This window comes from Burkholderia sp. PR2 (genome assembly GCF_052372875.1).
GTDB classification, from domain to species: Bacteria; Pseudomonadota; Gammaproteobacteria; order Burkholderiales; family Burkholderiaceae; genus Burkholderia; species Burkholderia diffusa.
On record NZ_JBQRWH010000001.1, the window covers coordinates 2,324,133 to 2,350,822 of the forward strand.

Genomic DNA, 26,690 nt, shown 5'->3' on the forward strand with positions numbered 1-26,690 from the left:
ATCAGTACTACTACGGGATGCCACAAGAAGAAGTCGTTCACAAGAATATGAATGGAGACAACCGAAATGGAAAAGACAAATCGGGTCAAGGTCCGGCTTCGTGCGCGGAAAGTTGTAGGTACGCTTGGGATGACGGCAATTTTCGGTTCAGCTCTGGCATTGACGCCTGACGATGCACACGCAGATAGCGGCTCGCAGGTCCAGCTTTATGGGCTCGTTGGTACCTACGTCGGGAGTGTCAAACGTAGCGACACGCCTCAGTCTGCGGTACTGATGGGGAGCGGAGGACTGACCACTTCGTTCTGGGGCGTCCGCGGCAAGGAAGACCTCGGCGGCGGCCTCAGCGCCATCTTTGCCCTTGAGAGCTTTTTCCAGCCGCAAAACGGCGCGCAGGGCCGCAACGCGACAGACCCGTTCTGGTCGCGCAATGCCTACGTGGGCTTTAACGGGGATTTCGGCCAGGTGACCTTCGGGCGGCAGCGGAACCCGACCTATACAGCAGAATCCCTCGTCAATCCATTCGGATCATCAGTCGTCTTTTCACCGCTCGTCGTCCAGACGTTCGTGGCCAATTATGGCGGCACGATCATCGGCGACACGGTGTGGAATAACACCGCCAAATACACGACCCCAAACTTCAAGGGTTTCGGCGCGACAGTCATCTACGGCCTTGGCGGCGTTGCGGGTTCGCCTGGCATCGGTAACCTCGGGGTTCACTTGACTTATCAAGGGCACGGTCTCACGGCCGTGCTGTCCGGCCAGCGCGTGCGGTATACCGCAGCAGGGCCGCTCGGCGCGCAGTACGCATATCTCGCGGGTGCAGCCTACGACTTCAAGCTCGTGACGCTCTACGGGGCCTGGGCGATGACAAGTGACGTGAGTACGCCGACAGGCAGCCACACGTACGAAGCAGGGTTGTCGATCCCTTTCTCACCGGCCGACTTCCTGCTTGCAGAGTGGGCACGTACGCAACGGTCCGGACCTACTCATGCGACCAACAGCTTTCGCAACACCGCCTCTCTCGGTTACGACCACCTGCTCTCCAAACGGACGGACATTTACGCGATTTACACTTACGACAAGCTGAGCGCCCGTCCCACCGGCAATACGTTTGCGGTCGGCGTTCGTCATACGTTCTAACTCCGAACCCAGTCTGCATTACCCGCAAGATTGGACTCAGCGCACCATTCCACCCGGTCCGTGAGACGTTCGGGAGGAGAGAGCCGCTTTGATGAGCCTGCTCTGGGATGCGGTGTGCTTGGTGCGCACCAACTCTGCCGGCCAATGCCGCTTGTACTCTCGAAAGCGGCCGTTTTCATTACGTGAGCCTGAACGGCAACTCCGGGTCGGCAAGCGACGTCCACGGAAATCCACGAAGAACCATAAAAAAGCCCGCCGAAGCGGGCAATCCTCTCGATGAAGAGGGGGAGATCCGAATCCGCGATCGGCGGTCAGGGCGCGTTCACCCTTTGGTCGCCCCGAACGTCAGCCCCGCGACGAAATGCTTCTGCATCGCGAAGAACATCGCGACCGACGGCAACGCGGCGAGAATCGACCCGGCCGAGACAAGGTTCCACGACGTCGTCCATTGCCCCTTCAGCGCCGCTACCCCCGCCGTGATCGGCGCGGCCTCGTCGCCTTGCGTGAGACACAGCGCCCAGAAGTAATCGTTCCACACGAACGTGAACACGAGAATCGCAAGCGCGGCCAACGCCGGCCGGATCAACGGCAACACGATCCGCCAGAACACCGTCCACTCGCCGGCCCCTTCGATCCGTGCCGCCTCGATCAGCTCGAACGGCAACTGCTTGATGAAATTCCGCAGAAACAGCGTGCAGAACCCCGTCTGAAACGCGACGTGAAAGAGAATCAACGCCTCGACCGTATTGAATACTCCAAGCCTGAGCGACAAATCACGCACGGGAATCATCAACACCTGCACGGGCACGAAATTCCCCGCGACGAACGTCCCGAACAACGCGGTATTCCCGCGAAACCGGTAAGTCGCCAGCGCGAACCCGGCCATCGCGGCAAGCGCGATCGACCCGAGCACCGACGGCACCGTGATCTGCACGCTGTTCCAGAAGTAATGCAGCATCGGCGACGTGGTCAGCGCGTCGCGATAGTTTTCGATCATCGAGAAGTGCCGCGGCCAGCCCCAGTAGTGACCTTCGACCAGTTCCTCGGTCGAGCGCACCGACGTGACGAACACCGCGATCATCGGCAGCAGCCAGATCAGCAGCGCAACGGGCAGCGACAACTTGTACAGCCTGCGCGAGACAAGCTTCCATTGAGCAACGGGAGTCGGAAACATGATGGCCACCGGTCAGGTTATTGCTCGTTGCGCAGCATGCGGCGCAACTGGAACACGATGTAGACGAGCATGATCGCGAACAGCACGACCGCGATCGCCGCGGAATAGCCGAGCCGGTAGTACTTGATCGCCTGGTCGTACATGTAATACGCGAGCACGGTCGAGCTCTCGAACGGGCCGCCGCTCGTCATCACCGAGATCAGGTCGAAGCTGCGCAGCGCGCCGATCACCGTGACGACGATCGCCATGAACGTGGTCGGCCGCAACTGCGGCAGCACCACGTGCCACAACAGCGCGAAACCGCGCGCGCCTTCCATCCGCGCGGCTTCGATCTGCTCCGGGTTCACCGACGTGAGGCCGGTGAGGTACAGGATCATGCAGTACGCGGTTTGCGGCCACAGCGCGGCGAACACGATGCCGAACGTCGCATAGCGCGCGTCGCCGAGCACCGGGATGCCGTGTCCGGCGATCAGCGCGAGCAGCCCGAAGGTCGGATCGTAGAACCACGAGAAGATCAGGCCGACGACCACGCCGGACAATACGAACGGTGCGAAGAACAGCGACTTCACGAGCCGGATGCCCGCGACCGCCTGGTTCAGGTACAGCGCGAGCGCGAGGCCGAGCGGCGGCGCGAGCATGAACAGCGCGAGCCAGATCACGTTGTTGCGCAGCGCGGTGTAGAACGTCGGCGCGTGCAGCAGCTCGGCGTAGTTCGCGAGACCAACGAACGTGCGCTCGGTCATCCCGTCCCAGTTGCAGAGGCTCAGCCACAGCGTGGACAGGATCGGCCAGACCACATAGACGGCAACCATTGCGCACGCGGGCGCCAGAAAGAGCCACGCGGCGCGCCGTTGCCGCCGCGCGGTTGGCGACGGCCGGCGCGCGCGCAGTGCGGCGGGCGACCTGCCGGCCGGCGGCGCGGCAGGCGTTTCGACGGGTCTGGACGTGATCGGACTGGACACGGCAAGCCTCCTGGGCGGACGCGGCGGCACGGGGCCGCCGCAGGGGTCACGCGGTTACTTCTTGTAGATCCGCTTGCGGGTCTGCTCGAGCTGCGCGAGCACGGTATCGAGCTGCGCGGGATTGGCAAGGAACTGCTGCATCCCCTTCATCCCTTCGTCGGCCATTTCCTTCGTCATGTCGCGGTCGTAGAACTGCGCGACGCCGCCCCGCGTGTCGGCGAGGATCCGGAAGCCGATCCGCGAGATCGGATCGGCCGGCTCCGGCGACTTGCTGTTGGCCGACAGCGAGCCGAGCCCTTCCGCGAGCTTCGCGCCCATTTCAGGCGTTTCGACGAACGCGAGGAACGTGTGCGCGTCGGCCTTGTTCTTCGCCTTGGTCGGGATGTGCAGCGATTCGACCGGGCCATCCTCGGCGGTCGGCACCTTCGGGTCGATGATCGGGAAGCGGTAATAGCCCATTTCCTGCTTCACGTTCGGCGGAAAGCCCGCGGCAATGAAGGTGCCCATCAGCATCATCGCGGCCTTGCCCTGGAACAGGAACGGCTGCGCGCCGTCGAGATCGTAGGACAGCGCGTTGTCGATGAAATAACCCGAATCGATCAGCGATTTCCACGTCGTGTAGACCTTCTTCACGCGCGGGTCGGTGTACGGCACGTCTCCGGCCATCAACTGCTGGTGGAACGCATTGCCGTTCAGGCGCAGGTCGAGATAGTCGAACCAGCCGGCGAGGGTCCATGCGTCGCGGCCGCCGACCGCGATCGGCGTGATGCCGGCCGCCTTCAGCTTCTTGCACGCATCGAGAAACTGGTCCCACGTCTTCGGCTCGTCGGCGATGCCGACCTTGCGGAACAGGTCCTTGCGGTAGAACAGCCCCCACGAGTAATAGACGGTCGGCGCCGCGTACTGCTTGCCGTTGTACGACGATGCGTCGCGCGTCGACGCGTACATCGCGCCCCAGCCGTTCTTCGCCCAGTCGCCGCTCAGGTCCTCGAACAGCCCGCGCTTCGCGTAGTACGCCATCCGCTCGCCCGCGTGCCAGTTCACGACGTCGGGTGCGACGGTCGTGAGCCACGCGGGAAGCTGCACCTTGTACGCTTCCTCGTCGACGAAGGTGGGCTTCACCTCGATGTCAGGATGGGCCTTGTGGAACGCCTCGAGCGTCGACTGCCAGACCGCACGCTGGCTGGCTCCCTTGAACGCGATGTTGATCGTCAGCGTGCCGGCATCGGCGGGCGCCGTCGTGCCGAGCGATGCCAGTGCGACAGCGGCGGCCGTGGCGAGCCGGGTGGCGACGCGAAGGGGGCGATGTGTCATACGTGTCTCCTGTTCTGGGTGTCGTTGTGCGTCACCGGCGCATCGTGGCGCCGGCGACGGTTGTTACGAACGGCTTCGATACGCGGCCACGTCCTGCGGCCCGACGTGCGCCGTGCCGAGCACGAACGCGGACGGCGGCACCGCGTCGATCGTGTGCGGCGCGTCGCCATAGTTGAAAACGTAGGTCAGGCCGCCGCGCCGGCTCACGCGCACGCCGTCGCCGAGCGGCGTCGGTGTCAGGCCGGCTTCGGCCGCGACATCGGCGAACAGCCGGACGGTGGTCGCATCGTCGAACAGCGCGGCCCAGTAGTGCAGCGTGCCGTGCGACACGCAGGCCGGATGGCCGTCGGCGAAGCGCGCACGCACGACGCTGCGCGTGTTGTCGTGAAGCTCGACGAAGTCACGCCAGTGGCGTGCCTCGCCAGCGAGCGGCGAGCCGTCGCGCAGCGTGCCGTCGATCCGCTCGGTCACGTTCGGCCGCAGCGATTCGACGCGCCATACGCGCATTGGCAGGATCGAGGCGAGCGGGCCGGGCGGCAGCGTCGGCGGAATCTGCAGGTCGATGGTCTTCGAACCGGTGCGCGGGCCGAACACCGCATGCGCGCCCGACGCGGCGAGCCGCGCCGCGAAGTCGTCCGGCACGATCGGCAGCGGCGGCACGACGACAAGCCGGTAGCCGTCGAGCGGGGCGTGTGCCGACACGATGTCGACATCGAGGCCGAGCGAGCGCAGCGCCGAGTAGTACTCGAATGCGAAACGCGGGTAGTGGAAATCGGCGCCTTGCGGCTGCACTTCGAGCAGCCACTTCGCTTCGTAGTCGAACACGAGCGCGACGGGCGCACGCACGGCCCCGTTCGCATCGGCATCCGCGCCGGCGCCGAGCACCGCGGCGATTTCATGCGCGACCCGTTGCGCCTCGCGGCCGCCTTCGTCGAGCTTGTCGTCGGGCGTGTGCAGGCCCGCATGCATCTGCTCCTGCGCGAACGGCGCCTGGCGCCAGCGGAAGTACGACACGCAGCCGGCGCCGTGCGCGAACGCCTCCCAGCTCCACAGGCGCACCATGCCCGGCAGCGGCGCGGGGTTCCAATGCGCCCAGTTCACGGGCCCCGGTTGCTGCTCCATCACCCAGAACGGCAGCTTCGACATGCCGCGATAGAGGTCGTGATTGAACGACGCGAAATCCGGGTGGCCGGTGCGCAGCCAGCGCGCCTTCACGTCGGGCGCGAACCATTGCTCCTCGAGCGCGCCGAGCGGGTAGCTGTCCCACGTCGCGACGTCGAGGTCGCGCGCGACTTCGTAGTGGTCGAACTCGGTGAAGAGCTGCATGAAGTTGTGCGCGACGGCGCGGCCCGGCGAATGCGCGCGGATCACGTCGACCTGCATCCGGTGATAGCGCGCGACTTCGTCCGACGCGAAGCGCCGGTAGTCGAGGCGGTGCGACGGATGCGCTTCGGTCACGGTGCCGACCGGCGCGTCGACTTCGTCGAAATGCCGGTATTCCATGCTCCAGAACACGGTGCCCCACGCGCGGTTCAGCGCGTCGATCGTCCCGTAGCGCGCCTTCAGCCATTCGCGGAAGCGCAGGAGCGCGGCCGGCGAGTAGCTGACGACCGTCTGGTGGCAGCCGAGCTCGTTGTCGGTCTGCCAGTAGCGCACGGCCGGATGGCGGCCGTAGCGTTCGGCCACCGCGGTGCAGATCCGGCGCGACGCTTCCAGATAGGTCGGCGACGAGAAGTCGTAATGGCGGCGCGAGCCGAACTTGCGCGGCAGGCCGTCCGCGCCGATCGCGAGGATCTCGGGATGACGGTCGACGAGCCACTTCGGCGGCGTCGCGGTGGGCGTGCACATCACGATCTCGAGCCCGGCCGCGCCGAGCACGTCGACCGCGCGATCGAGCCAGCCCCAGTCGTATTCGCCGTGCGACGGCTCGATGCGGCTCCACGCGAATTCGGCGATCCGCACCTGCGCGATGCCGAGTGCCTTCATCCGGCGGGCGTCGCCGGCCCACATCGATTCCGGCCAGTGTTCCGGGTAGTAACAGACTCCAAGGCGCATGCCCGATCCTTATGCGTAGTGGTGGACGGGAAGTTCGGCGCACGCGGGCACCGCGCGGCCGTCTTCGGTGAAGAGATGGCAGGCCGCGGCCGGCGCATGCGCGTGCACGCGCTCGCCGCTGCGCACGGCCGCGTCGCCGGGCACTTTCGCGATGAGCGGCGTGCCGCCGGGCTGATCGAGGTGCACGTAGGTCTGCTCGCCGAGGCGCTCGACGAGCACGACGTCGCGCGCGAGCGTCGTCGCGTCGAGCGCGGCGCCGAGCGTCAGGTGTTCGGGGCGGATGCCGAGCGTGACGGCGGCACCGGGCGCGAGCGCGGAGCCGTCGCGCGGCAGCGTGAAGGTTTCGCCGGACGGCACGACGGTGACGGTCGTGCGCTGCGCGTCGCATGCGGCGACGACGGCCGGCAGGAAGTTCATTCGCGGCGAGCCGATGAAGCCGGCGACGAAGCGGCTCACCGGATGGTGATAGAGCTCGAGCGGCGCGCCGACCTGGGCGATGCTGCCGTGCCGCGCGGTGTCCGCGCCGGCATGCAGCAGCACGATCTTGTCGGCGAGCGTCATCGCTTCGGTCTGGTCGTGCGTCACGTACACGACGCTCGCGCGTTCGAACTGCCGGTGCAGTTTCGCGATCTCGACGCGGGTCTGACCGCGCAGCGCCGCGTCGAGGTTCGACAGCGGCTCGTCGAACAGGAACACGCCGGGCTCGCGCACGATTGCACGGCCGATCGCGACGCGCTGCCGCTGCCCGCCCGACAGCGCCTTCGGCTTGCGCTCGAGCAGCGTATCGAGCTGCAGGATCCGCGCGGCGTCGCGCACCTTCCGGTCGATCTCGGCCTTCGGCACGCGCGCGAGCTTCAGCCCGAACGCCATGTTCTCGTAGACCGTCATGTGCGGAAACAGCGCGTAGCTCTGGAACACCATCGCGACGCCGCGTTCGGCGGCCGGCACGTCGTCGACGCGGCGGCCGTCGATCGAGAGCTCGCCGTCGCTCAGGTCCTCGAGGCCCGCGATCATCCGCAGCAGGGTCGACTTGCCGCAGCCAGACGGACCGAGGAACACGCAGAACTCGTGCGCGCCGATCTCCAGATCGACGTCGCGAATGACCGGCGCGTGCTCGCCATAGGCTTTCTGCACGCGCCGCATCGAGATGCTCGCCATTGTCTCCGCTCCATGTTTTAATGCGCTTTCATCAATGCTTAAGCGCTTAATCATCGCGATCAAAAAAAAGAGCCGATAGCGATCGCGGCCGAGTCGCGCCCGTCGCGGGGGCGGCAAGGTGTGCGGCGATGATGCGCCGCTTCGATGAGCGAAGCAAATACTGGATCAACGTCTCATATAGTGAGCAATGGATGGCGACACTCGATGAAGTGGCCCGCCGCGCCGGCGTAACGGCCGCGACGGTGTCGAACGTGCTGCGCAATCGCGGGCGGGTTGGCGATGAGACCCGCGCGCGGGTGCTCGAAGCGGTGCAGGCGCTCGGCTATCGGCCGCATCTGGCCGCGCGGGCGCTGGCGGAAGGGCGCGCGCCGACGGTCGCGCTGATGGTGTCGAGCATCGCGAACCCGTTTTATCCGGAGTTCGCGCTCGCGGTCGAGCGCGCGGTGCGCCGCAACGGGCAGTTCCTGATCGTCTGCAATACGAATGAAGACCCGCTGCAGGGGCGCGCGTATCTCGACCAGATCGCCGGTACGATCTCCGAGGGCATCCTCGTGACGAACGCGAACCTGCACCTGCCGGATCTCGCCGACGTTGCGCGGCGCGGCGTGCCGGTCGTGCTGTGTCTGTGGGAGCGGCCCGATGCGCCGCCGGAAGGGTTGCCGTGCGTCGCGGTGGATTTCCGCGAGGCGGGGCGGATCGCGACGCGGCATCTGGTCGAACTCGGGCATCGCGAGATCGGCGTGATCGTCGGCGGGTCGGCAAACGGCGTGCAGGCCGCGCGCTACGACGGCTTCGTCGATGTGATGCGCGAAGCCGGGCTGGACGCGTCACGCGTCGGCGCCGGGCACGATTCGATCGAAGGCGGCGTGCACGCGGCGGGGCAGTTGCTGGACGCGCATCCCGGGCTGACCGCGCTGGTCGCGACCAACGATCTGCCCGCGATCGGCGCGCTGCACGCAGCGGCCGATCGCGGCAGGCGCGTGCCCGACGACCTGTCGATCGTCGGCATTACCGATATTCATCTGGCGAGCGATACGCGGCCTACGTTGACGACGGTCGCGATCCCGACGGGCGAGGCGGCGGGGCTCGCGGTCGAACTGCTCAACGCGTTGCGCGAGGCGGGCGGGCAGATCGACGATGCGTCGCGCGTGCGAACGGCGTCGGCCCCGCGGCTGGTGGTGCGCGGTACGACAGGCCGTGTATCGAGTGAGAGCGCGACGCGGTAGATATCGCGCGGGGCGGCGCGGAGCACTTCGAGTTTGCCGCCCCAAGCAGCGCGGCCCGGCGCGCAGCCGCGTGCGGTGTGGAACACGGCAGACGCGGCGCTGGCCTCAACCGCCTTCGACGAGCCGCATCACGATGCTTCTGGCCGATTCGAGGTGCGCGACCGTCATCGAACGGGCGGCGCGCGCATTGCGCGCGCGGCACGCCTGCAGGATCTCCTCGTGCTCGACCTGGAACGACGGCGTATCCGCGAGCAGCGTGGTCTGCAAGCGCTCGTAGCGTTCGACCTGGCTGCGCAGCTCCCCGATCGACTTCAACTGCCGCGCGTTGCCGCAGCACGAATACAGCAACGCGTGGAATTCGCGGTTCAGTTCTCCCTGCCGGCGCGGCACGGTCGCGTCGCCGAGCAGGCGATGAACGAGTTCGGCGCGCGCGAGCGTCTCGTCGTCGAGCCGTTTTACGCTCCGGTAGATCGCATCGCCTTCGAGCAGCGCGCGCAGATCGTAGATTTCCTGCACGTCCGACGGGCTCAGCATGCGCACGACGGCGCCGCGATTCCTGAAGATATCCAGCAATCCTTCGCGTTCCAGACGCTGGATGGCCTCGCGCATCGGAATCCGGCTGATGCCGAACCGGTCGGCCAGGTCGCGTTCGACGAGCCGTTCGCCGGCTTCCAGCTCGCCGTTGACGATCATGTCCCGCAGCGATGCGGCCACCGCGTCCGCCGTGGAGTCGAGTTTGGCTTCCATGCCTGCGTGTTCCTCATTTCATTTTGGAATAATGGTATACCAAATGGAATTCCGGTGCCAAAATGGCGGCCATTGGGGGGCTTCATGAAATGAAATCGGGCCTGGTCCAAACAACCGACATCACTGGAGAGCGAGATGGCGTCTGGCGAACACAAGTATCGAGTTGCAGTGCAGTGGACGGGCAATCGAGGAACCGGCACGTCGGGGTATCGCGAATATGGCCGCGATCATGTGATCCGCGCCGGTTCGAAGCCCGACATTCCCGGTTCGTCGGATGCAGCCTTCCGCGGCGACGCGTCGCGGTGGAACCCGGAAGACCTGCTGCTGGCGTCGGCATCGGCGTGCCACAAGCTCTGGTATCTGCATCTGTGCGCCGAGGCCGGCATCCGCGTGCTCGCGTATGTCGACGACGCCGAAGGGACGATGCTCGATAGCCCCGAGCAGGGGCGCTTCACCGAAATCGTGCTGCGCCCGCACGTGACCATCCAGGCCGGTGACGATCGCGAGCGGGCGGACCACCTGCATCACGATGCGCACGCGAAGTGCTATATCGCGAATTCGGTCAACTTCCCGATCCGCTGCGAACCGGTGATCGAGTTTGCAGCCGCGTGACGCGTTGGCGATGGAAAGCACGATGAAGCTTTTCTACGACTCAAGCAATGACCGCATGGCGCAGCACTTCGTGCTCGAAGAAGTCAACGCGGGCGGGCCACACACCCCGTCGCCGCGTCACAGCGCGACGCCGTAAACCTCCCGCGCAGCCACCCGAATCGCGTCGGCCATCACCTCGACGGCCGGCGAATGCAGCCGGTCGGTGCGCGTGATGATTCCGAAATCGTCCATCCGGCAGTCCATCTCCAGCGGCAGCACCGTGACGATCCCGTGTCGCGCGTAGTACCGCGCGACATCCTCCGCGAGCACCGCGATCATGTCGCTCTGCTCGATCAACTGCGTGATGAACAGCAGCGCGGCCGTCTCGACGACGTTCGCCGGCGGCGCGAGGCTCGCGCGCTGGAACACGAGCTCGAACCGATGGCGCAGCACGCTGCCGGCCGGCGGCATCACCCACGCGGCGCGCTGCACGTCGGCGAGCGACAGCGGCGCCTGCGCGAGCAGCGGATGGCCGGGCCGCACCACCGCAGCGACCGGCTCGCCGGTCAGCGGCTCGTAGCGCAGGTGCAGCTTGTCGTGTTCGGCGGACAGCCGGCCGAGCACGATGTCGAGCTTGTCCTGCGCGAGGTGTTCGAGCAGCGCGTTGCTCGTGTCGATCGCGACGGACACCCGCACGTTCGCATGCGTCCCCTTCACGGCTGCGACGGCTGGCGGCACGAGCCGCAATCCCGGCGACGTGATCGCGCCCACCGCCACGTGCCCGAGATGGCCGGCCTTCAGCGCGGCCAGTTCCTCGCGCGCCTGGTCGAGGCTGCCGAGCGCCGCGCGCGCGTGGCGGATCAGCGCGTCGCCGTACAGCGTCGGCCGCATCCCGCGCGGCAGCCGCTCGAACAGCACGGCGCCGATCGACTCCTCGAGCTCGCGCAGCAGCTTCGACGCGGCCGGCTGCGTCATGTTCAGCGCGGCCGCCGCGCGGTGAATGCTGCCTTCGTCGGCGAGCGCGACGACCAGCAGCAACTGGCGCGTCTTCAGGCGATTGCGGTTTCCCCACGGGCTGGCTTCGGTCATCGTACGGGTTTATATCGATATCGGAATCGATATCGTAATCGCCTAAAACGTCATTAGCGAGTTATCAAAATTCTGCCTAGACTGCGCCGGTATCCCGTCACCACAGGACTGACGATGTCGGCAACAAAACCCAGGCTGCGCTCCACCCAATGGTTCGGCACGAACGACAAGAACGGCTTCATGTACCGGAGCTGGATGAAGAACCAGGGCATTCCCGATCACGAATTCGACGGCCGGCCGATCATCGGCATCTGCAACACGTGGTCCGAACTGACGCCGTGCAACGCACACTTTCGCAAGCTCGCCGAGCACGTGAAGCGCGGGATCTCGGAAGCCGGTGGCTTCCCGGTCGAGTTCCCGGTGTTCTCGAACGGCGAATCGAACCTGCGGCCGTCCGCGATGCTCACGCGCAATCTTGCCTCGATGGACGTCGAGGAAGCGATCCGCGGCAACCCGATCGACGCAGTCGTGCTGCTCGCCGGCTGCGACAAGACGACACCGGCGCTGCTGATGGGCGCGGCGAGCTGCGACGTGCCGGCGATAGTCGTATCGGGCGGCCCGATGCTGAACGGCAAGCTCGAAGGCAAGAACATCGGCTCGGGCACGGCCGTGTGGCAGCTGCATGAAGCGCTGAAGGCCGGCGAGATCGACCTGCATCACTTCCTGTCGGCCGAAGCCGGCATGTCGCGCTCGGCCGGCACCTGCAACACGATGGGCACCGCGTCGACGATGGCGTGCATGGCCGAGGCGCTCGGCGTCGCGCTGCCGCACAACGCGGCGATTCCGGCCGTCGATTCGCGCCGCTACGTGCTCGCGCACATGTCCGGCATTCGCATCGTCGAGATGGCCCTCGAAGGGCTCGTGCTGTCGAAGGTGCTGACGCGCGCCGCGTTCGAGAACGCGATCCGCGCGAACGCGGCGATCGGCGGCTCGACCAACGCGGTGATCCACCTGAAGGCGATCGCGGGCCGCATCGGCGTGCCGCTGGAACTGGAAGACTGGATGCGCATCGGCCGCGGCACGCCGACGATCGTCGACCTGATGCCGTCGGGACGCTTCCTGATGGAGGAGTTCTATTACGCGGGCGGGCTGCCGGCCGTGCTGCGCCGGCTCGGCGAAGGCGGGCTGCTGCCGCATCCGGACGCGCTGACGGTCAACGGCAAGTCGCTGTGGGACAACGTGCGCGAAGCGCCGAACTACGACGACGAAGTGATCCGCCCGCTCGACCGGCCGCTGATCGCGGACGGCGGAATCTGCATCCTGCGCGGCAATCTCGCGCCGCGCGGTGCGGTGCTGAAGCCGTCGGCGGCGAGCCCCGAGCTGCTGAAGCATCGCGGCCGCGCGGTGGTGTTCGAGAACCTCGAGCACTACAAGGCGACGATCAACGACGAAGCGCTCGACATCGATGCGAGCTCGGTGATGGTGCTGAAGAACTGCGGGCCGCGCGGGTATCCGGGGATGGCCGAGGTCGGCAACATGGGGCTGCCGCCGAAGCTGCTGCGCCAGGGCGTGAAGGACATGGTGCGGATCTCGGATGCGCGGATGAGCGGCACCGCGTACGGCACGGTCGTGCTGCACGTGGCGCCGGAAGCGGCTGCCGGCGGGCCGCTCGCCGCCGTGCGCAACGGCGACTGGATCGAGCTCGACTGCGAGGCCGGCACGCTGCACCTGGATATTACGGATGACGAACTGCAGCGCCGCCTGTCGGACGTCGATCCGACCGCGGCACCGGGCGTGGCGGGGCAGCTCGGCAAGGGCGGTTACGCACGGCTGTATATCGATCACGTGCTGCAGGCCGACGAGGGGTGCGACCTCGACTTCCTGGTCGGCACGCGCGGCGCGGACGTGCCGAGCCATTCGCATTGAGCGGCGGGCAGGTGCATACCGACACGGACGGCGGCGGGGCCTGAGGGAAGCAGGGTGATGCGCTGGATGTGGTCGAGCGCTCAGGAAGGCGCAGCGTAAGGGCTAAGGCGCAAACGCAGACTGACCGCGAAGCATGGGACGTACGCAAGCGCCAGAGCGCTAACGCAGACCGACAGGAGACAAGATGACGACGCAGTACACGCCCGCGCACATCGCGGCGGAACAGTCCGATTCGCCGGCAGCCGTCGACGAACGGCAACTGACGCGCCTGCTCACGCGCAAACTGGTGCCGTTCCTCGCGCTGATCTACGTGGTCGCCTACGTCGACCGTACCGTCGTCGGCTTCGCGAAGCTGCACATGAACGCGGCGATCGGCCTCGGCGATGCCGCGTACGGACTCGGCGCCGGCCTGTTCTTCATCGGCTACTTCCTGTGCGAGGTGCCGAGCAACCTCGCGCTCGGACGCTTCGGCGCGCGCGTGTGGTTCGCGCGCATCCTCGCGACGTGGGGCGTGATCACGATGGCGATGGCGCTCGTGCAGGGGCCGACCAGCTTCTACGTGCTGCGCTTTCTGCTTGGTGCTGCCGAAGCCGGCCTCTATCCCGGCATCCTGTACTTCCTCACGCAATGGTTCCCGATGCGCGACCGTGCCCGCGTGATCGGCCTGCTCGTGCTCGCGCAGCCGCTCGCCGGCATCGTGACGGGCCCGCTCGCCGGCTGGCTGCTGTCCACGCACGGGCTGTTCGGCCTGTCGGACTGGCAGACGCTGTTCGTCGTGAGCGGCCTGCCGGCCGTGCTGCTCGCATGGCCCACGCTGCGGTTGCTTCCGGAGTCGCCCGCGCATGCGCGCTGGCTGAACGACGACGAACGCCGCTGGATCGCACGGCAGCTCGCCGCCGACCGCGACACGTATCGCCCCGATTCGCACGGCAATCCGCTCGCCGCATTGCGCGACCGCCGCGTGCTGCTGCTCGCCGCGCTGTTCCTGCCGTTTCCGCTGTGCATCTACGGGCTCTCGCTGTGGCTGCCGACGATCATCCACGCATTCGGCACCGGCGATGCGGCGACCGGGCTGCTGTCCGCGGTGCCGTACCTGTTCGCGGTGGTCGGCCTGCTCGTCGTGCCGCGCCATTCGGATCGCAAGCGCGAGCGCTACTGGCACATCGTCGTCGTGTCGGCTGCCGCCGCGGTGACGATGGCCGCGAGCGCGTGGGTGCGGCAACCGGCGCTGCAGTTCATGTTCATCTGCCTGACCGCGTTCTCGCTCTATTCGATCCAGGCCGTCGTGTGGGCGCTGCCCGGCGAATTCCTGACCGGCACGAGCGCGGCGGTCGGTATCGCGGCGATCAATTCGCTCGCGAATCTCGGCGGCTACTTCGGACCTTACGGGATCGGGCTGATCAAGGCATCGACCGGCAGCCTCGCGGCCGGCCTGTATTTTCTCGCGGCCACGCTGCTGTTCGCGGTGCTGATGACGTTCGTGGTCCGCGCCGCGCTGCGCACGCCCGAGCCGGCCGCGGGCGCGTTCGCCGGCGAATCCTGAACGCATTGTTTTCCGGCTGAACGCCGTTTCGACTGACGCAGGACCGAACCATGACATCGAGCAGCACACCGCGCTATCGCGGCATCTTCCCCGTCGTCCCGACGACGTTTACCGACACCGGCGAGCTCGACCTCGCGAGCCAGAAGCGCGCGGTCGATTTCATGATCGACGCCGGCTCGGACGGCCTGTGCATCCTCGCGAACTTCTCCGAGCAATTCGCGGTCACCGACGACGAGCGCGACGTGCTCACGCGCACGATCCTCGAGCACGTCGCCGGCCGCGTGCCGGTGATCGTCACGACATCGCATTACAGCACGCAGGTCTGCGCGGCGCGCAGCCTGCGCGCACAGCAGCTCGGCGCGGCGATGGTGATGGCGATGCCGCCGTACCACGGCGCGACGTTCCGCGTGCCCGAAGCGCAGATCTTCGATTTCTATGCGCGCGTGTCGGATGCGATCGACATCCCGATCATGATCCAGGACGCGCCCGCGAGCGGCACCGCGCTGTCCGCGCCGTTCCTTGCGCGGATGGCACGCGAGATCGAGCAGGTCGCGTATTTCAAGATCGAGACGCCCGGTGCGGCGAACAAGCTGCGCGAGCTGATCCGGCTCGGCGGCGACACGATCGAAGGGCCGTGGGACGGCGAGGAAGCGATCACGCTGCTCGCCGACCTGCATGCGGGCGCGACCGGCGCAATGACGGGCGGCGGGTTTCCGGACGGCATCCGGCCGATCCTCGAAGCGTTCCGCGAAGGGCGACACGACGATGCGTTCGCGCGCTACCAGGCGTGGCTGCCGCTGATCAATCACGAGAACCGCCAGTCCGGGATCCTGACCGCGAAGGCGCTGATGCGCGAAGGCGGCGTGATCGCGTGCGAGCGGCCGCGGCATCCGATGCCGGAACTGCACCCTGACACGCGTGCGGAGCTGATCGCGATCGCACGCCGGCTCGATCCGCTCGTGCTGCGCTGGGCGCGCTGAGCGAATGGCGAAGGAGAAACGCAAATGAGCAAGGTGATTTCGCTGGGCGTGATAGGGATCGGCAAGATCGCGCGCGACCAGCATCTGCCGGCGATCGCCGCCGAGCCGGGCTTCGTGTTGACCGCCTGCGCGAGCCGTCACGCGGAGGTCAACGGGGTACGCAATTATCCGGATCTGACCGCGCTGCTGGCCGCCGAGCGCGAGCTCGACGCCGTGTCGCTGTGCGCGCCGCCACAGGTGCGCTACGCGCAGGCACGCGCCGCGCTCGAAGCCGGCAAGCACGTGATGCTCGAGAAGCCGCCGGGCGCGACGCTCGGCGAAGTGGCTGCGCTGGACGCGCTCGCGCGCGAACGCGGCCTCACGCTGTTCGCGACCTGGCATTCGCGCTGTGCGAGCGCGGTCGAGCCGGCGCGGGCATGGCTCGCGACGCGCACGATCCGCGCGGTGCAGGTGCGCTGGAAGGAAGACGTGCGACGCTGGCATCCGGGGCAGCAGTGGATCTGGGAGCCGGGCGGCCTCGGTGTGTTCGATCCAGGCATCAACGCGCTGTCGATCGTCACGCGGATCCTGCCGCGCGAACTGGTGCTGCGCGAAGCGACGCTCTATGTGCCGAGCGACGCGCAGATGCCGATCGCGGCCGAACTCGATTGCGCGGATACGGACGGCGTGCCGGTGCGTGCGGAATTCGACTGGCGCCACGGCCCGGTCGAGCAGTGGGAGATCGCGGTCGACACGTCGGACGGCGTGCTCGCGATCAGCCGCGGCGGCGCGCAGTTGTCGATCGACGGCGCGCCGGTCGAGATCGGGCCGGAGCGCGAGTATCCGGCGCTGTATGCGCATTTCCGCGCGCTGATCGCGCGCGGCGAAAGCGACGTCGACGTACGGCCGTTGCGGCTCGTCGCCGACGCGTTTCTGTTCGGGCGGCGCGTCGGGACCGACGCGTTCGGCCGCTGACACCGTGCCGGCGCACGCCACAGCGAGCGCGACCCGGCGCGATGAGTATTGAAGACCCCAGCCAATAGACAAGGAGACACCGCATGAACCGAACCAACCGAACGATTCGCCGGCACACCCTGCGCGCGCTGCTGGCCGCGCTTTGCATCGCGCCGCTCGGCATGCACGGCGCCGCGCATGCCGACGCGCCGCTGAAGATCGGCTTCCTGGTGAAGATGCCCGAGCAGGCATGGTTCATCAACGAGCAGAACGCGGCGTCCGCGCTGGGCCAGAAGGAAAACTTCTCGGTCGTGAAGATCGGCACGCCGGATGGCGAGAAGGTGCTGGCCGCGATCGACAACCTCAACTCGCAAGGCGCGCAGGGTTTCGTGATCTGCGCACCCGACGTGCGCCTCGGGCCGGCGATCGCCGCGCGCGCGAAGCGCTACAACATGAAGTTCGTGACGGTTGACGACCAGCTCGTCGACTCGACCGGCAAGCCGCTCACGAACGTGCCGCACCTCGGGATGTCGGCGACCAAGATCGGCAACCAGGTCGGCCAGGCGATCGCCGACGAGATGAAGCGACGCGGCTGGAAGCCTGAGGAAGTCGGCGCGTTGCGCATCACCAACTACGAACTGCCGACGGCGAAGCTGCGCACCGACGGTGCGACGCAGGCGTTGCTCGCGAACGGCTTCCGCAAGGAGAACATCTTCGACGCGCCGCAGAAGACGACCGACGACAGCGGCGGCCTCGAAGCGGCCTTCCCGGTGCTCTCACGCCATCCGAACGTGAAGAAGTGGGTGGTCTTCGCGCTGAACGAGGAAACCGTGCTCGGCGCGGTGCGCGCGACCGAACAGCTGCACATCCCGGCGGCCGACGTGATCGGCGTCGGCATCAACGGCGCGGGCGAGGCATTCGCCGAATTCCAGAAGAAGGAACCGACCGGCTTCTACGGGACGATCGCGGTCAGCTCGACGAACCACGGCAAGGACAGCACGCAGAACCTCGTCGACTGGATCCGTAACGGCAAGACGCCGCCCGCCGACACGCAGACGAGCGGCAAGCTGATGACGCGCGCGAACTGGAAGGCCGTGCGCGCCGAGCTCGGCATCTGAGCGTGCGGGGCGACGACGCGATGACGATGCAGACGATGACGGCCGTGTCCGACAACGACGACGCGGCCACCTCCGGCGGCGCGCTGCTCGCGCTCGACGGCATCACGGTGACGTTCCCGGGCGTGCGCGCGCTCGATGGCGTGTCGCTGTCGGTGCGCGCGGGCGAAGTGCACGGGCTGATGGGCGAGAACGGCGCGGGCAAGTCGACGCTGCTGAAGGTGCTGTCCGGCGTGAACCAGCCGCAGGCCGGCACGCTGACGCTGAACGGCACGGTGCAGCACTTCGCGTCGACGCGCGCGGCGCTCGAGGCCGGCATCGCGATCATCTACCAGGAGCTGCATCTGGTGCCCGAGCTGACGGTCGCGGAGAACCTGATGCTCGGTCAGTTGCCGAGCCGGCTCGGCGTGGTCGACGAACGTGCGCTTGCCGTGCGCGCGCTCGATGCGCTGGAGCGGCTCGGCGAGCACATCGATCCGGGCATTCCGGTGAAGTATCTGTCGATCGGCCAGCGCCAGATGATCGAGATCGGCAAGGCACTGATGCGCGACGCGCGCGTGATCGCGTTCGACGAACCGACCAGCTCGCTGTCCGCGCGCGAAACCAAGCAGCTGTTCCGCATCATCCGCGCGCTGCGCGCGGAAGGCCGCGCGATCATCTACGTCACGCACCGGATGGAGGAAGTGTATGAACTGTGCGACCGCGTGACCGTGTTTCGCGACGGCCGCCGCATCGACACGTTCGAATCCGTCGCCGATCTCGATCGCGACCGGCTGATCGGCTGCATGGTCGGCCGCTCGATCGAGGACGTGTACGGCTACCGGCCGCGCACCGCCGGCGACGTGCTGATCGAGGCGAAAGGGCTGGCGGGGCCCGGGTTATCCGAGCCCGTGTCGTTCGCCGCGCGGCGCGGCGAGATCGTCGGCTTCTTCGGGCTCGTCGGCGCGGGCCGTTCGGAGCTGATGAAGCTGCTGTACGGCGCCGCGCGCCCGAGTGCGGGGCACGTCGAGCTGAACGGGCGTCGCGTCGCGTTCGGGAGCCCGCGCGACGCGGTGCGTGCCGGCATCGCGCTGTGCCCGGAAGACCGCAAGCAGGAAGGCATCGTCGCGATCGCGTCGGTGGCCGACAACCTGAACATCAGCGCGCGCCGGCATTTCAGCCCGGCGCGCGTGCTGCTCGACGCACGGCGTGAGCGCGAGCTCGCGCAACGCTACATCGAGCGGCTGGCGATCAAGACCCGCGACGGCGAGACGCCGATCGGCGCGCTGTCGGGCGGCAACCAGCAGAAAGTCGTGCTCGCGCGCTGGCTGGCCGAGCGCATCGACGTGTTCCTGATGGACGAGCCGACGCGCGGCATCGATGTCGGCGCGCGCGCGGAAATCTACAACCTGTTCTACGAGCTCGCGGAAGCGGGCCGCACGGTGATCATCGTGTCGAGCGACCTGGCCGAGGTGATCGGCGTGTCGGACCGGATCGTCGTGATGAAGGAAGGACGGATCGCGGGCGAGGTCGCGAAGGCGCAGGCGACGCCCGACGCGCTGATCAAGCTCGCGCTGCCGCGCTAGCGCCCCGCAACGATCAACCGGATGCAAATGAAATGAGCCAGGCAATGCAACCCCAACGCACTTCCCCGTCCCCCGATGCCGCCGCCGTGCCCGCACGCGCGCGCGGCGGCGTGTGGCAGCTGATCAACCGTTCCGGCATCGTGATGGTGTTTTTCGTGCTGTTCGCGACGCTGTCGCTGACCGTGCCGGACTTCTTCACGCCGCGCAACATCCAGGGCCTGCTGCTGTCGGTCACGCTGATCGGCTCGATCGCGGTGACGATGATGTTCGTGCTCGCGCTCGGCGAGGTCGACCTGTCGGTCGCGTCCATCGTCGCGTTCTCGGGCGTCGTCGCGTCGACGCTGATCACCGCGACGCACAGCGTCGTGCTCGGCATCGCGGCCGGCGTGCTCGCGGGCGGTGCGGTCGGGCTCGTCAACGGCGTGCTGATCGCGCGCTGGCGGATCAATTCCCTGATCGTCACGCTCGCGATGATGGAAGTCGTGCGCGGGCTCGCGTTCATCACGTCGAACGGCGACGCGGTGATGATTTCGGAGGAGCGCTTCTTCGAGCTCGGCGGCGGGTCGTTCCTCGGCATCTCGTATCCGATCTGGAGCAATATCGTCGGCTTCGTCGTGTTCGGCTTCCTCTTGCGCAAGACGGTGTTCGGCAAGAACGTGCTGGCCGTCGGCGGCAACGGCGAGGCCGCGCTGCTCGCGGGGCTGCCGGTGATGCGCATCAAGATCGCGGTGTTCGTGCTGCAGGGGCTCGTGACCGGCTTCGCCGGCGTGATGCTTGCGTCGCGGATGAGCCTCGGCGATCCGAAAACGTCCGTCGGCCTCGAGCTCGGCGTGATCTCCGCGTGCGTGCTCGGCGGCGTGTCGCTGACGGGCGGCGTCGCGACGATTTCCGGCGTGCTGGTCGGCGTGCTGATCATGGGTTCCGTGCAGGACGCGATGAGCCTGCTGAACGTGCCGACCTTTTACCAATATCTGATACGCGGCGGAATTCTGTTGCTCGCGGTGCTGTTCGACCAGTATCGTCGCAACCAGCGGCGCGCGATGAAGATCTGACCCTGACGAACGCGCGGCCGCCCGCGAAGGCGACAGACATCGGGAGACGGCATGCAACAGATTCATCCGGGCGCGGCGGCGCTGCTGGTCGACAGCCGCAATACGCTCGGCGAAGGCGCGACGTGGTGCGACGCGACGCACGCGCTGTACTGGACGGACATCGAAGGCGCGCGGCTGTGGCGCTGCCGCGCGGACGGCTCGGACCTCGCGCAGTGGCCGATACCTGAACGGCTCGCGTGCTTCGCGCTGACGAACGAGCCGAATGTGCTGCTCGTCGGGCTCGCGACGCATCTTGCGTTCTTCGATCTGCGCAGCGGCGAATTCACGCGGATCGTCGACGTCGAACCCGATCTGCCGACGCGCCTGAACGACGGCCGCTGCGATCCGTTCGGCGCGTTCGTGTTCGGGATGAAGGACGAAGGCGGCGACCCGCCGCGCGCGGTCGGCGGCTTCTACCGGCTCAATCCGGACCTCACGCTCGACCGGCTTGCGTTGCCGGCGGCGGCGATCGCGAACAGCATCGCGTTCTCGCCGGACGGCACGAAGATGACCTTCTGCGATTCGATGGTGCGCGAGATTCGCGTCTGCGATTACGGCGCGGGCGGCGACGTGGCCAATGTGCGGCCGTTCGCGCGACTGACCGATGCGGACGGCGACCCGGACGGCTCGACGATGGATCGCGACGGCGGCCTGTGGAACGCGCAGTGGGGCGGCCGGCGGGTGGTGCGCTACGGGCCGGACGGCGTCGAGACGGACCGCGTTACCGTGCCGACAGCGCAGCCGAGCTGCGTGACGCTCGACGCCGAAGGCCGGCTTTATGTGACGAGCGCCCATGTCGGGTTGAGCGATGACGCGCTGGCGAGCGATGCGCACGCCGGCGGCGTATTCGTCGCCCGGACGCGCTACATGGGGCTGCCGACGGCGCGATTCGCGGGGGCGCCGCGCGGCTGACCGCGTATCGGATCCCGTTCATGGGATGCGTCTGACGCGGCGAGCCAGGCGATCAGGCGCGCGGTCTGCCGCGCATGCGCGAGCGCACGGTGGCAGTCCGGCTTGCCGGAGCACGCCGTTCGCGCCCCGACGTGCTGGTAAGATGGCCCGCAATTCCATCCCGCCCGCACCATGAGTTCCGCACCGACCAAGCCCGCGAACCCGAAAAACGCCGCGAAGAACGCCGCCCGTGCGACGGGCGACAAGCCGAAGGCCCGCGTGCCGCAGCGCCTGACCTACGTGGTCGGCAGTCTCGAACGGCTGCTGCGCCGCCACATGACCGACGCGCTCGCGCCGCTCGGCATCACGCTCGCGCAATACACGGCGCTGTCGGTGCTCGAGGCGCGCGGTGCGTCGTCGAACGCGCAGCTGGCGGAGCGCTCGTTCATCACGCCGCAATCGGCGAACGAGGTCATGAGCGTGATGGCCGCCCGCGGTTTCGTCACGCGCGAAGCCGACCCGTCGCATGGCCGCATCATCCTGCTGACGCTGACCGACGAAGGCGCGGCGATGCTGCGCGAATGCGAAGCCGTGCTGCGTCCGCTCGAGACGCGAATGCTCGGCGACGTCTCCATCGACGACGCCACGCACGTGCAGCGCGCGCTCGAACTGTTCGCACGCAACCTGCGCGGCTGACCCTTTCCCCGAACTTCCACGACACGGGCCCGTGCGGCCCGTGTTCGCTTTCCCGCCTGCTCGCCGGTCGCCTGACCGTTCCCCGATTCCATCGTTGCCGCCGCTTTCCGCTCCGGGTTTACACCGGCGCTCGTGCCGCTTGCAATATCAGGTAGCCTGATATTAAATGAAGCCGTCCGCAGCAGGAATGCTGCGCACCGAATCGCACAGGAACGAACGACAGGAACCGACATGAGCAAGTACGACAACCGCTGGCAGACCGTTGAAGTGAAGGTGGAGGCCGGCATCGCGTGGGTCACGCTGAACCGCCCCGAGAAGCGCAACGCAATGAGCCCGACGCTGAACCGGGAGATGCTGGAAGTCCTCGACGCGGTCGAATTCGACGACGAGGCAAAGGTGCTGGTGCTGACCGGCGCGGGCGCCGCGTGGACGGCCGGCATGGATCTGAAGGAATATTTCCGCGAGATCGACGGCGGCTCCGACGCGCTGCAGGAAAAGGTGCGGCGCGACGCGTCGGAATGGCAATGGCGCCGCCTGCGGATGTACAACAAGCCGACGATCGCGATGGTGAACGGCTGGTGCTTCGGCGGCGGATTCTCGCCGCTCGTCGCGTGCGACCTTGCGATCGCGGCGGACGAAGCGGTGTTCGGCCTGTCGGAAATCAACTGGGGCATCCCGCCGGGCAACCTCGTCAGCAAGGCGATGGCGGACACGGTCGGGCATCGCCGCGCGCTGCACTACATCATGACCGGCGACACGTTCACCGGTGCGGAGGCCGCTGAAATGGGCCTCGTGAACAGCAGCGTGCCGCTGGTCGGCCTGCGCGACGCGACGATCGCCCTCGCCGCGCGGCTGATGGACAAGAACCCGGTCGTGCTGCGCGCGGCGAAGCACGGCTTCAAGCGTTCGCGCGAACTCACGTGGGAGCAGTGCGAGGATTACCTGTATGCGAAGCTCGACCAGGCGCAGCTGCGCGATCCGGAGCGCGGCCGCGAGCAGGGGCTGAAGCAGTTCCTCGACGACAAGACGATCAAGCCGGGCCTGCAGGCATACAAGCGCTGATACAAGCGCCGACGCAATCGACAGAGACAGGCAAGGCAGGAGACGACATGACCGACAGACGGATGCTGATCGCCGGCGAGTGGTGTACCGCCCGCGACGGCCGAACCTTCGACCGATTCAACCCCGCGACGGGCGCGCTCGCGTCGCGCGCGCCGGCGTCCGGCGTGGCCGACGCCGACGCGGCGATCGATGCCGCGCACCGCGCGTTCCCCGCATGGGCGGCGCTCGCGCCGACCGAGCGGCGCCGCCGGCTGCTGAAGGCGGCCGACCTGATGGACGCGCGCATCGACGCGTTCATCGCGACCGGCGTGGCCGAAACCGGCGCGACACCCGGCTGGCTCGGCTTCAACGTGACGCTCGCGGCGAACATGCTGCGCGAGGCCGCGTCGATGACGACGCAGATCGACGGCGACGTGATTCCGTCCGACGTGCCCGGCAATCTCGCGCTCGCGATGCGCGTGCCGTGCGGCGTCGTGCTCGGCATCGCGCCGTGGAACGCGCCGGTGATCCTCGGCACACGCGCGCTGGCGATGCCGCTCGCGTGCGGCAATACGGTCGTGCTGAAGGCGTCCGAAGCGTGCCCGGGCGTGCACGCGCTGATCGGCGCCGTGCTGGATGACGCCGGGCTCGGCGCGGGTGTGGTCAACGTGATCACGCACGCGGCGGCCGACGCACCCGAACTCGTCGAGCGGCTGATTGCGCATCCGCACGTGAAGCGAATCAACTTCACCGGGTCCACGCACGTCGGGCGCATCATCGCGCGCCATGCGGCCGCGCACCTGAAACCCGTGCTGCTCGAACTCGGCGGCAAGGCGCCGGTGCTCGTGCTCGACGATGCCGATCTCGACGCGGCCGTCGACGCGATCGCGTTCGGCGCGTTCTTCAACCAGGGGCAGATCTGCATGTCGACCGAGCGCGTGATCGCCGCGCGGCCGGTGGCCGATGCGCTCGTCGAACGGCTGACCGACAAGGCGCGCACGCTGGTCGCCGGCGATCCGCTGGCGGGCCATGCGCTCGGCGCGATGGTCGATGCGGCCGCGGCCGCGCGTGCCGCGTCGCTCGTCGAGGATGCGCGTGCGCACGGCGCGCGCCTGCCGCTCGGCTGCCGGATCGAGGGCGCGACGATGCAGCCCGCGATCGTCGACGGCGTCACGCGCGACATGCGGCTTTATCGCGAGGAATCGTTCGCGCCGGTGGTAGCGATCCTGCGCGCGGACAGCGACGACGAAGCGGTCGCGCTCGCGAACGACAGCGAGTTCGGGCTGTCGGCGAGCGTGTTCAGCCGCGATATCGCACGCGCGATGACGGTCGCGCGCCGGATCGAATCGGGGATCTGCCACGTCAACGGGCCGACCGTGCACGACGAGGCGCAGATGCCGTTCGGCGGCACGAAGGCGAGCGGCTACGGCCGCTTCGGCAGCCGCGCGTCGATCGCCGAATTCACCGAGCTGCGCTGGATCACCGTGCAGACCACACCGCGTCACTACCCGATATGAGCGAGCCGACGATGAATGTTGCGACGCCCGCGAGCGGGCCGGCGAACGACACGGGCGGCGTGCGCTATCGCGCGGCGGCCGTCGCGGTCGGCTCGGCCGAAATTCGTCGCGCGGAAAACGGCACGTGGTACCTGCGCTCGCGCGAAACACTCGGCGACTACCCGACGCGCCTGACCGACTGCCTCGTACGCGGCGCGCACGCGCATCCCGACCGCGTGCTCGCCGCGCGGCGCGGCGCCGACGGCCGCTGGATCGAGATCACTTACGCGCAGATGCTCGAACGCGCCCGCGCGCTCGGCCAGGGCCTCGTCGATCTCGGGCTGTCGGTCGAGCGGCCGCTCGCGGTGCTGTCCGGCAACGATCTCGAGCATCTGCAGCTGATGTTCGCGGCGATGCTGGCCGGCGTGCCCTATGCGCCGATCTCGCCCGCGTATTCGCTGGTGTCGACCGACTACGGCAAGCTGCGTCACACGCTCGGCGTGCTGCGGCCGGGCGCGGTGTTCGTCGCCGAACGCGCGCCGTTTGCGCGTGCGCTCGACGCGACGCTGCCGGCCGATGCGGCGCTGATCGTCGCGAACGATGCGGATGCGGAAACCGGCGCGGCGGGCGGTGTCGTGCCGCTGTCGCGCCTGCTCGCGACCGTCCCGCGTACGATCGACGCGATCCATGAAGCGATCGGCCCCGATCATCTCGCGAAGATCCTGTTCACGTCGGGTTCGACGAAGCTGCCGAAGGCGGTGCCGACCACGCACCGGATGCTGTGCAGCAACCAGCAGATGCTGCGCCAGACGATGCCCGAGCTGACGCGCGAACCGCCGGTGCTGGTCGACTGGCTGCCGTGGAATCACACGTTCGGCGGCAGTCACAATCTCGGCATCGCGCTGTACAACGGCGGCACGCTGTACATCGACGACGGCCGCCCGATGCCGGGCCGCTTCGACGAAACCGTGCGCAACCTGCGCGAGATCGCGCCGACGATCTACTTCAACGTGCCGAAGGGCTGGGAAGAGTTGACGGCCGCGCTCGAGCGCGATGCCGTGCTGCGCGACACGTTTTTCTCGCGCGTGAAGCTGTATTTCTTCGGCGGCGCGGGGCTGTCGCAGGCCGCGTGGGACCGGCTCGACCGCGTGACCGACGCGCATTGCGGCGAGCGCATCCGGATCATGGCCGGCCTCGGGATGACGGAGGCGTCGCCGTCGTGCCTGTTCACGACCGGGCCGCTGATGCGCGCTGGCTATATCGGCCTGCCCGCGCCCGGCTGCGACGCGAAGCTCGTGCCGTGCGGCGGCAAGCTCGAACTGCGCTTCAAGGGGCCGAACGTGATGCGCGGCTACTGGCATGCCGACGTCGATCCGCGCGACGTGTTCGACGACGAGGGGTATTACCGCAGCGGCGACGCGGGCGTCTTTGCCGATCCGGCGCGGCCTGAACTCGGGCTGCTGTTCGACGGCCGGCTGACCGAGGATTTCAAGCTGAGCAGCGGCACGTTCGTCAGCGTCGGGCCGTTGCGGGCGAACGCGGTGTCGAGCGGCGCGCCGTACGTGCAGGACGTGGTCGTCACCGGGATCAATCGCGACGACATCGGGCTGCTGGTGTTTCCGCGCATCGACGCGTGCCGTGCGCTGGCGGGGCTCGCAGCCGATGCATCGGTTTCCGACGTGCTGCGCGCGCCGGCCGTGCGCGCGGCGTTCGCAGCATGGCTCACCGGGCTGAACCGGCATGCAAGCGGCGGTTCGACGTTCGTCGCGCGCATCCGGCTGATCGACACGCCGCCGTCGCTCGATCTCGGTGAAGTGACCGACAAGGGTTCGCTGAACCAGGCGGCCGTGCAGAAGCATCGCGCGGCGACGATCGACGCGCTGTACGACCCGGCGCGACGCGATCCCGACGTGATCTACGCGTAAGCAGAAGCAAACCGAAGCAAGCAGGAACAACGACCTGCCGGCCACGATACCGGCAGGCATTCTTGCGGCCAGTGAATCAGGCTGCCTGATAA

22 protein-coding genes are annotated in these 26,690 nt (G+C 67.7%); 15 read left to right on the forward strand and 7 right to left on the reverse strand.

From position 1 onward, the window contains the following. Positions 1 to 66 precede the first annotated feature (66 nt). Entirely contained in the window at positions 67 to 1,140 is a 1,074-nt protein-coding gene (locus ACT2FV_RS10330) for a porin (RefSeq protein WP_151049217.1), read from the forward strand. Positions 1,141 to 1,462: 322 nt separating this feature from the next. Here ACT2FV_RS10330 and ACT2FV_RS10335 read toward each other — a convergent pair whose 3' ends face one another. The 5 genes from ACT2FV_RS10335 to ACT2FV_RS10355 form a co-directional block, all read right to left on the reverse strand. Beyond that, entirely contained in the window at positions 1,463 to 2,314 is an 852-nt protein-coding gene (locus ACT2FV_RS10335) for a carbohydrate ABC transporter permease (RefSeq protein WP_444503797.1), read from the reverse strand. Positions 2,315 to 2,331: 17 nt separating this feature from the next. After that, positions 2,332 to 3,276: a carbohydrate ABC transporter permease gene (locus tag ACT2FV_RS10340; RefSeq protein ID WP_059604694.1), complete on the reverse strand. Its 945-nt coding sequence runs from the start codon at positions 3,274 to 3,276 to the stop codon at positions 2,332 to 2,334. Positions 3,277 to 3,330: 54 nt separating this feature from the next. Next, complete coding sequence (locus tag ACT2FV_RS10345; protein ID WP_059604697.1) at positions 3,331 to 4,590, reverse strand: ABC transporter substrate-binding protein; 1,260 nt, start codon at positions 4,588 to 4,590, stop codon at positions 3,331 to 3,333. Positions 4,591 to 4,653: 63 nt separating this feature from the next. After that, positions 4,654 to 6,645, reverse strand: a complete 1,992-nt coding sequence (locus ACT2FV_RS10350; protein WP_444503798.1) for a beta-galactosidase — start codon at positions 6,643 to 6,645, stop codon at positions 4,654 to 4,656. A gap of 9 nt (positions 6,646 to 6,654) precedes the next feature. Continuing rightward, positions 6,655 to 7,803: an ABC transporter ATP-binding protein gene (locus tag ACT2FV_RS10355; protein ID WP_124901773.1), complete on the reverse strand. Its 1,149-nt coding sequence runs from the start codon at positions 7,801 to 7,803 to the stop codon at positions 6,655 to 6,657. 191 nt (positions 7,804 to 7,994) lie between these two features. Here ACT2FV_RS10355 and ACT2FV_RS10360 point away from each other — a divergent pair, with 191 nt between their 5' ends. Next, complete coding sequence (locus ACT2FV_RS10360) at positions 7,995 to 9,029, forward strand: LacI family DNA-binding transcriptional regulator (RefSeq protein ID WP_059604706.1); 1,035 nt, start codon at positions 7,995 to 7,997, stop codon at positions 9,027 to 9,029. A 105-nt stretch (positions 9,030 to 9,134) separates the two neighbouring features. Here ACT2FV_RS10360 and ACT2FV_RS10365 read toward each other — a convergent pair whose 3' ends face one another. Continuing rightward, positions 9,135 to 9,776 (reverse strand): GntR family transcriptional regulator, encoded by a 642-nt coding sequence (locus ACT2FV_RS10365; protein WP_151049206.1) that lies wholly within the window; start codon positions 9,774 to 9,776, stop codon positions 9,135 to 9,137. A 135-nt stretch (positions 9,777 to 9,911) separates the two neighbouring features. Between ACT2FV_RS10365 and ACT2FV_RS10370 the strand changes: the two genes are divergently transcribed. Then, the gene (locus ACT2FV_RS10370) at positions 9,912 to 10,388 is read left to right on the forward strand and encodes an OsmC family protein (RefSeq protein WP_444503799.1); all 477 of its coding nucleotides are present in this window, start codon (positions 9,912 to 9,914) and stop codon (positions 10,386 to 10,388) included. Between the two features lie 117 nt (positions 10,389 to 10,505). Here the strand turns inward: ACT2FV_RS10370 and ACT2FV_RS10375 are convergent, their stop codons facing one another. Next, positions 10,506 to 11,456 carry a LysR family transcriptional regulator gene (locus ACT2FV_RS10375; protein WP_059604715.1) on the reverse strand — a complete coding sequence of 317 codons (951 nt, stop codon included), beginning with the start codon at positions 11,454 to 11,456 and terminating at the stop codon, positions 10,506 to 10,508. 114 nt (positions 11,457 to 11,570) lie between these two features. On the opposite strand from ACT2FV_RS10375, the gene ACT2FV_RS10380 reads away from it, so the two are divergent. From ACT2FV_RS10380 to ACT2FV_RS10435, 12 genes are all read left to right on the forward strand, one after another. Continuing rightward, positions 11,571 to 13,322, forward strand: a complete 1,752-nt coding sequence (locus ACT2FV_RS10380) for an IlvD/Edd family dehydratase (RefSeq protein ID WP_059604718.1) — start codon at positions 11,571 to 11,573, stop codon at positions 13,320 to 13,322. Positions 13,323 to 13,506: 184 nt separating this feature from the next. After that, positions 13,507 to 14,865 (forward strand): MFS transporter, encoded by a 1,359-nt coding sequence (locus ACT2FV_RS10385; protein WP_059604721.1) that lies wholly within the window; start codon positions 13,507 to 13,509, stop codon positions 14,863 to 14,865. A 50-nt stretch (positions 14,866 to 14,915) separates the two neighbouring features. Beyond that, complete coding sequence (locus ACT2FV_RS10390; RefSeq protein ID WP_444503800.1) at positions 14,916 to 15,845, forward strand: dihydrodipicolinate synthase family protein; 930 nt, start codon at positions 14,916 to 14,918, stop codon at positions 15,843 to 15,845. 24 nt (positions 15,846 to 15,869) lie between these two features. Continuing rightward, on the forward strand, positions 15,870 to 16,799 hold the full coding sequence (locus ACT2FV_RS10395) for a Gfo/Idh/MocA family protein (protein ID WP_059604726.1): 930 nt from the start codon (positions 15,870 to 15,872) through the stop codon (positions 16,797 to 16,799). A gap of 83 nt (positions 16,800 to 16,882) precedes the next feature. After that, positions 16,883 to 17,896 (forward strand): arabinose ABC transporter substrate-binding protein, encoded by a 1,014-nt coding sequence (locus ACT2FV_RS10400; protein ID WP_059604729.1) that lies wholly within the window; start codon positions 16,883 to 16,885, stop codon positions 17,894 to 17,896. A gap of 20 nt (positions 17,897 to 17,916) precedes the next feature. Further along, complete coding sequence (araG, locus tag ACT2FV_RS10405) at positions 17,917 to 19,458, forward strand: L-arabinose ABC transporter ATP-binding protein AraG (protein WP_444503801.1); 1,542 nt, start codon at positions 17,917 to 17,919, stop codon at positions 19,456 to 19,458. A gap of 32 nt (positions 19,459 to 19,490) precedes the next feature. Next, on the forward strand, positions 19,491 to 20,510 hold the full coding sequence (gene araH, locus ACT2FV_RS10410) for an L-arabinose ABC transporter permease AraH (protein WP_059604732.1): 1,020 nt from the start codon (positions 19,491 to 19,493) through the stop codon (positions 20,508 to 20,510). Between the two features lie 51 nt (positions 20,511 to 20,561). Further along, positions 20,562 to 21,461 (forward strand): SMP-30/gluconolactonase/LRE family protein, encoded by a 900-nt coding sequence (locus tag ACT2FV_RS10415; protein ID WP_444503802.1) that lies wholly within the window; start codon positions 20,562 to 20,564, stop codon positions 21,459 to 21,461. A 171-nt stretch (positions 21,462 to 21,632) separates the two neighbouring features. Beyond that, positions 21,633 to 22,136 carry a MarR family winged helix-turn-helix transcriptional regulator gene (locus ACT2FV_RS10420; RefSeq protein WP_444503803.1) on the forward strand — a complete coding sequence of 168 codons (504 nt, stop codon included), beginning with the start codon at positions 21,633 to 21,635 and terminating at the stop codon, positions 22,134 to 22,136. Positions 22,137 to 22,367: 231 nt separating this feature from the next. Beyond that, complete coding sequence (locus ACT2FV_RS10425; RefSeq protein ID WP_444503804.1) at positions 22,368 to 23,198, forward strand: p-hydroxycinnamoyl CoA hydratase/lyase; 831 nt, start codon at positions 22,368 to 22,370, stop codon at positions 23,196 to 23,198. Positions 23,199 to 23,245: 47 nt separating this feature from the next. Beyond that, a complete protein-coding gene (locus tag ACT2FV_RS10430) occupies positions 23,246 to 24,694 on the forward strand; it encodes an aldehyde dehydrogenase (protein WP_174920099.1) in 1,449 nt (482 codons plus the stop codon). Then, positions 24,691 to 26,598 carry a feruloyl-CoA synthase gene (locus ACT2FV_RS10435; RefSeq protein ID WP_444503805.1) on the forward strand — a complete coding sequence of 636 codons (1,908 nt, stop codon included), beginning with the start codon at positions 24,691 to 24,693 and terminating at the stop codon, positions 26,596 to 26,598. Before ACT2FV_RS10430 ends, ACT2FV_RS10435 begins: the two co-directional genes overlap by 4 nt. The last annotated feature ends 92 nt before the right edge of the window (positions 26,599 to 26,690 follow it).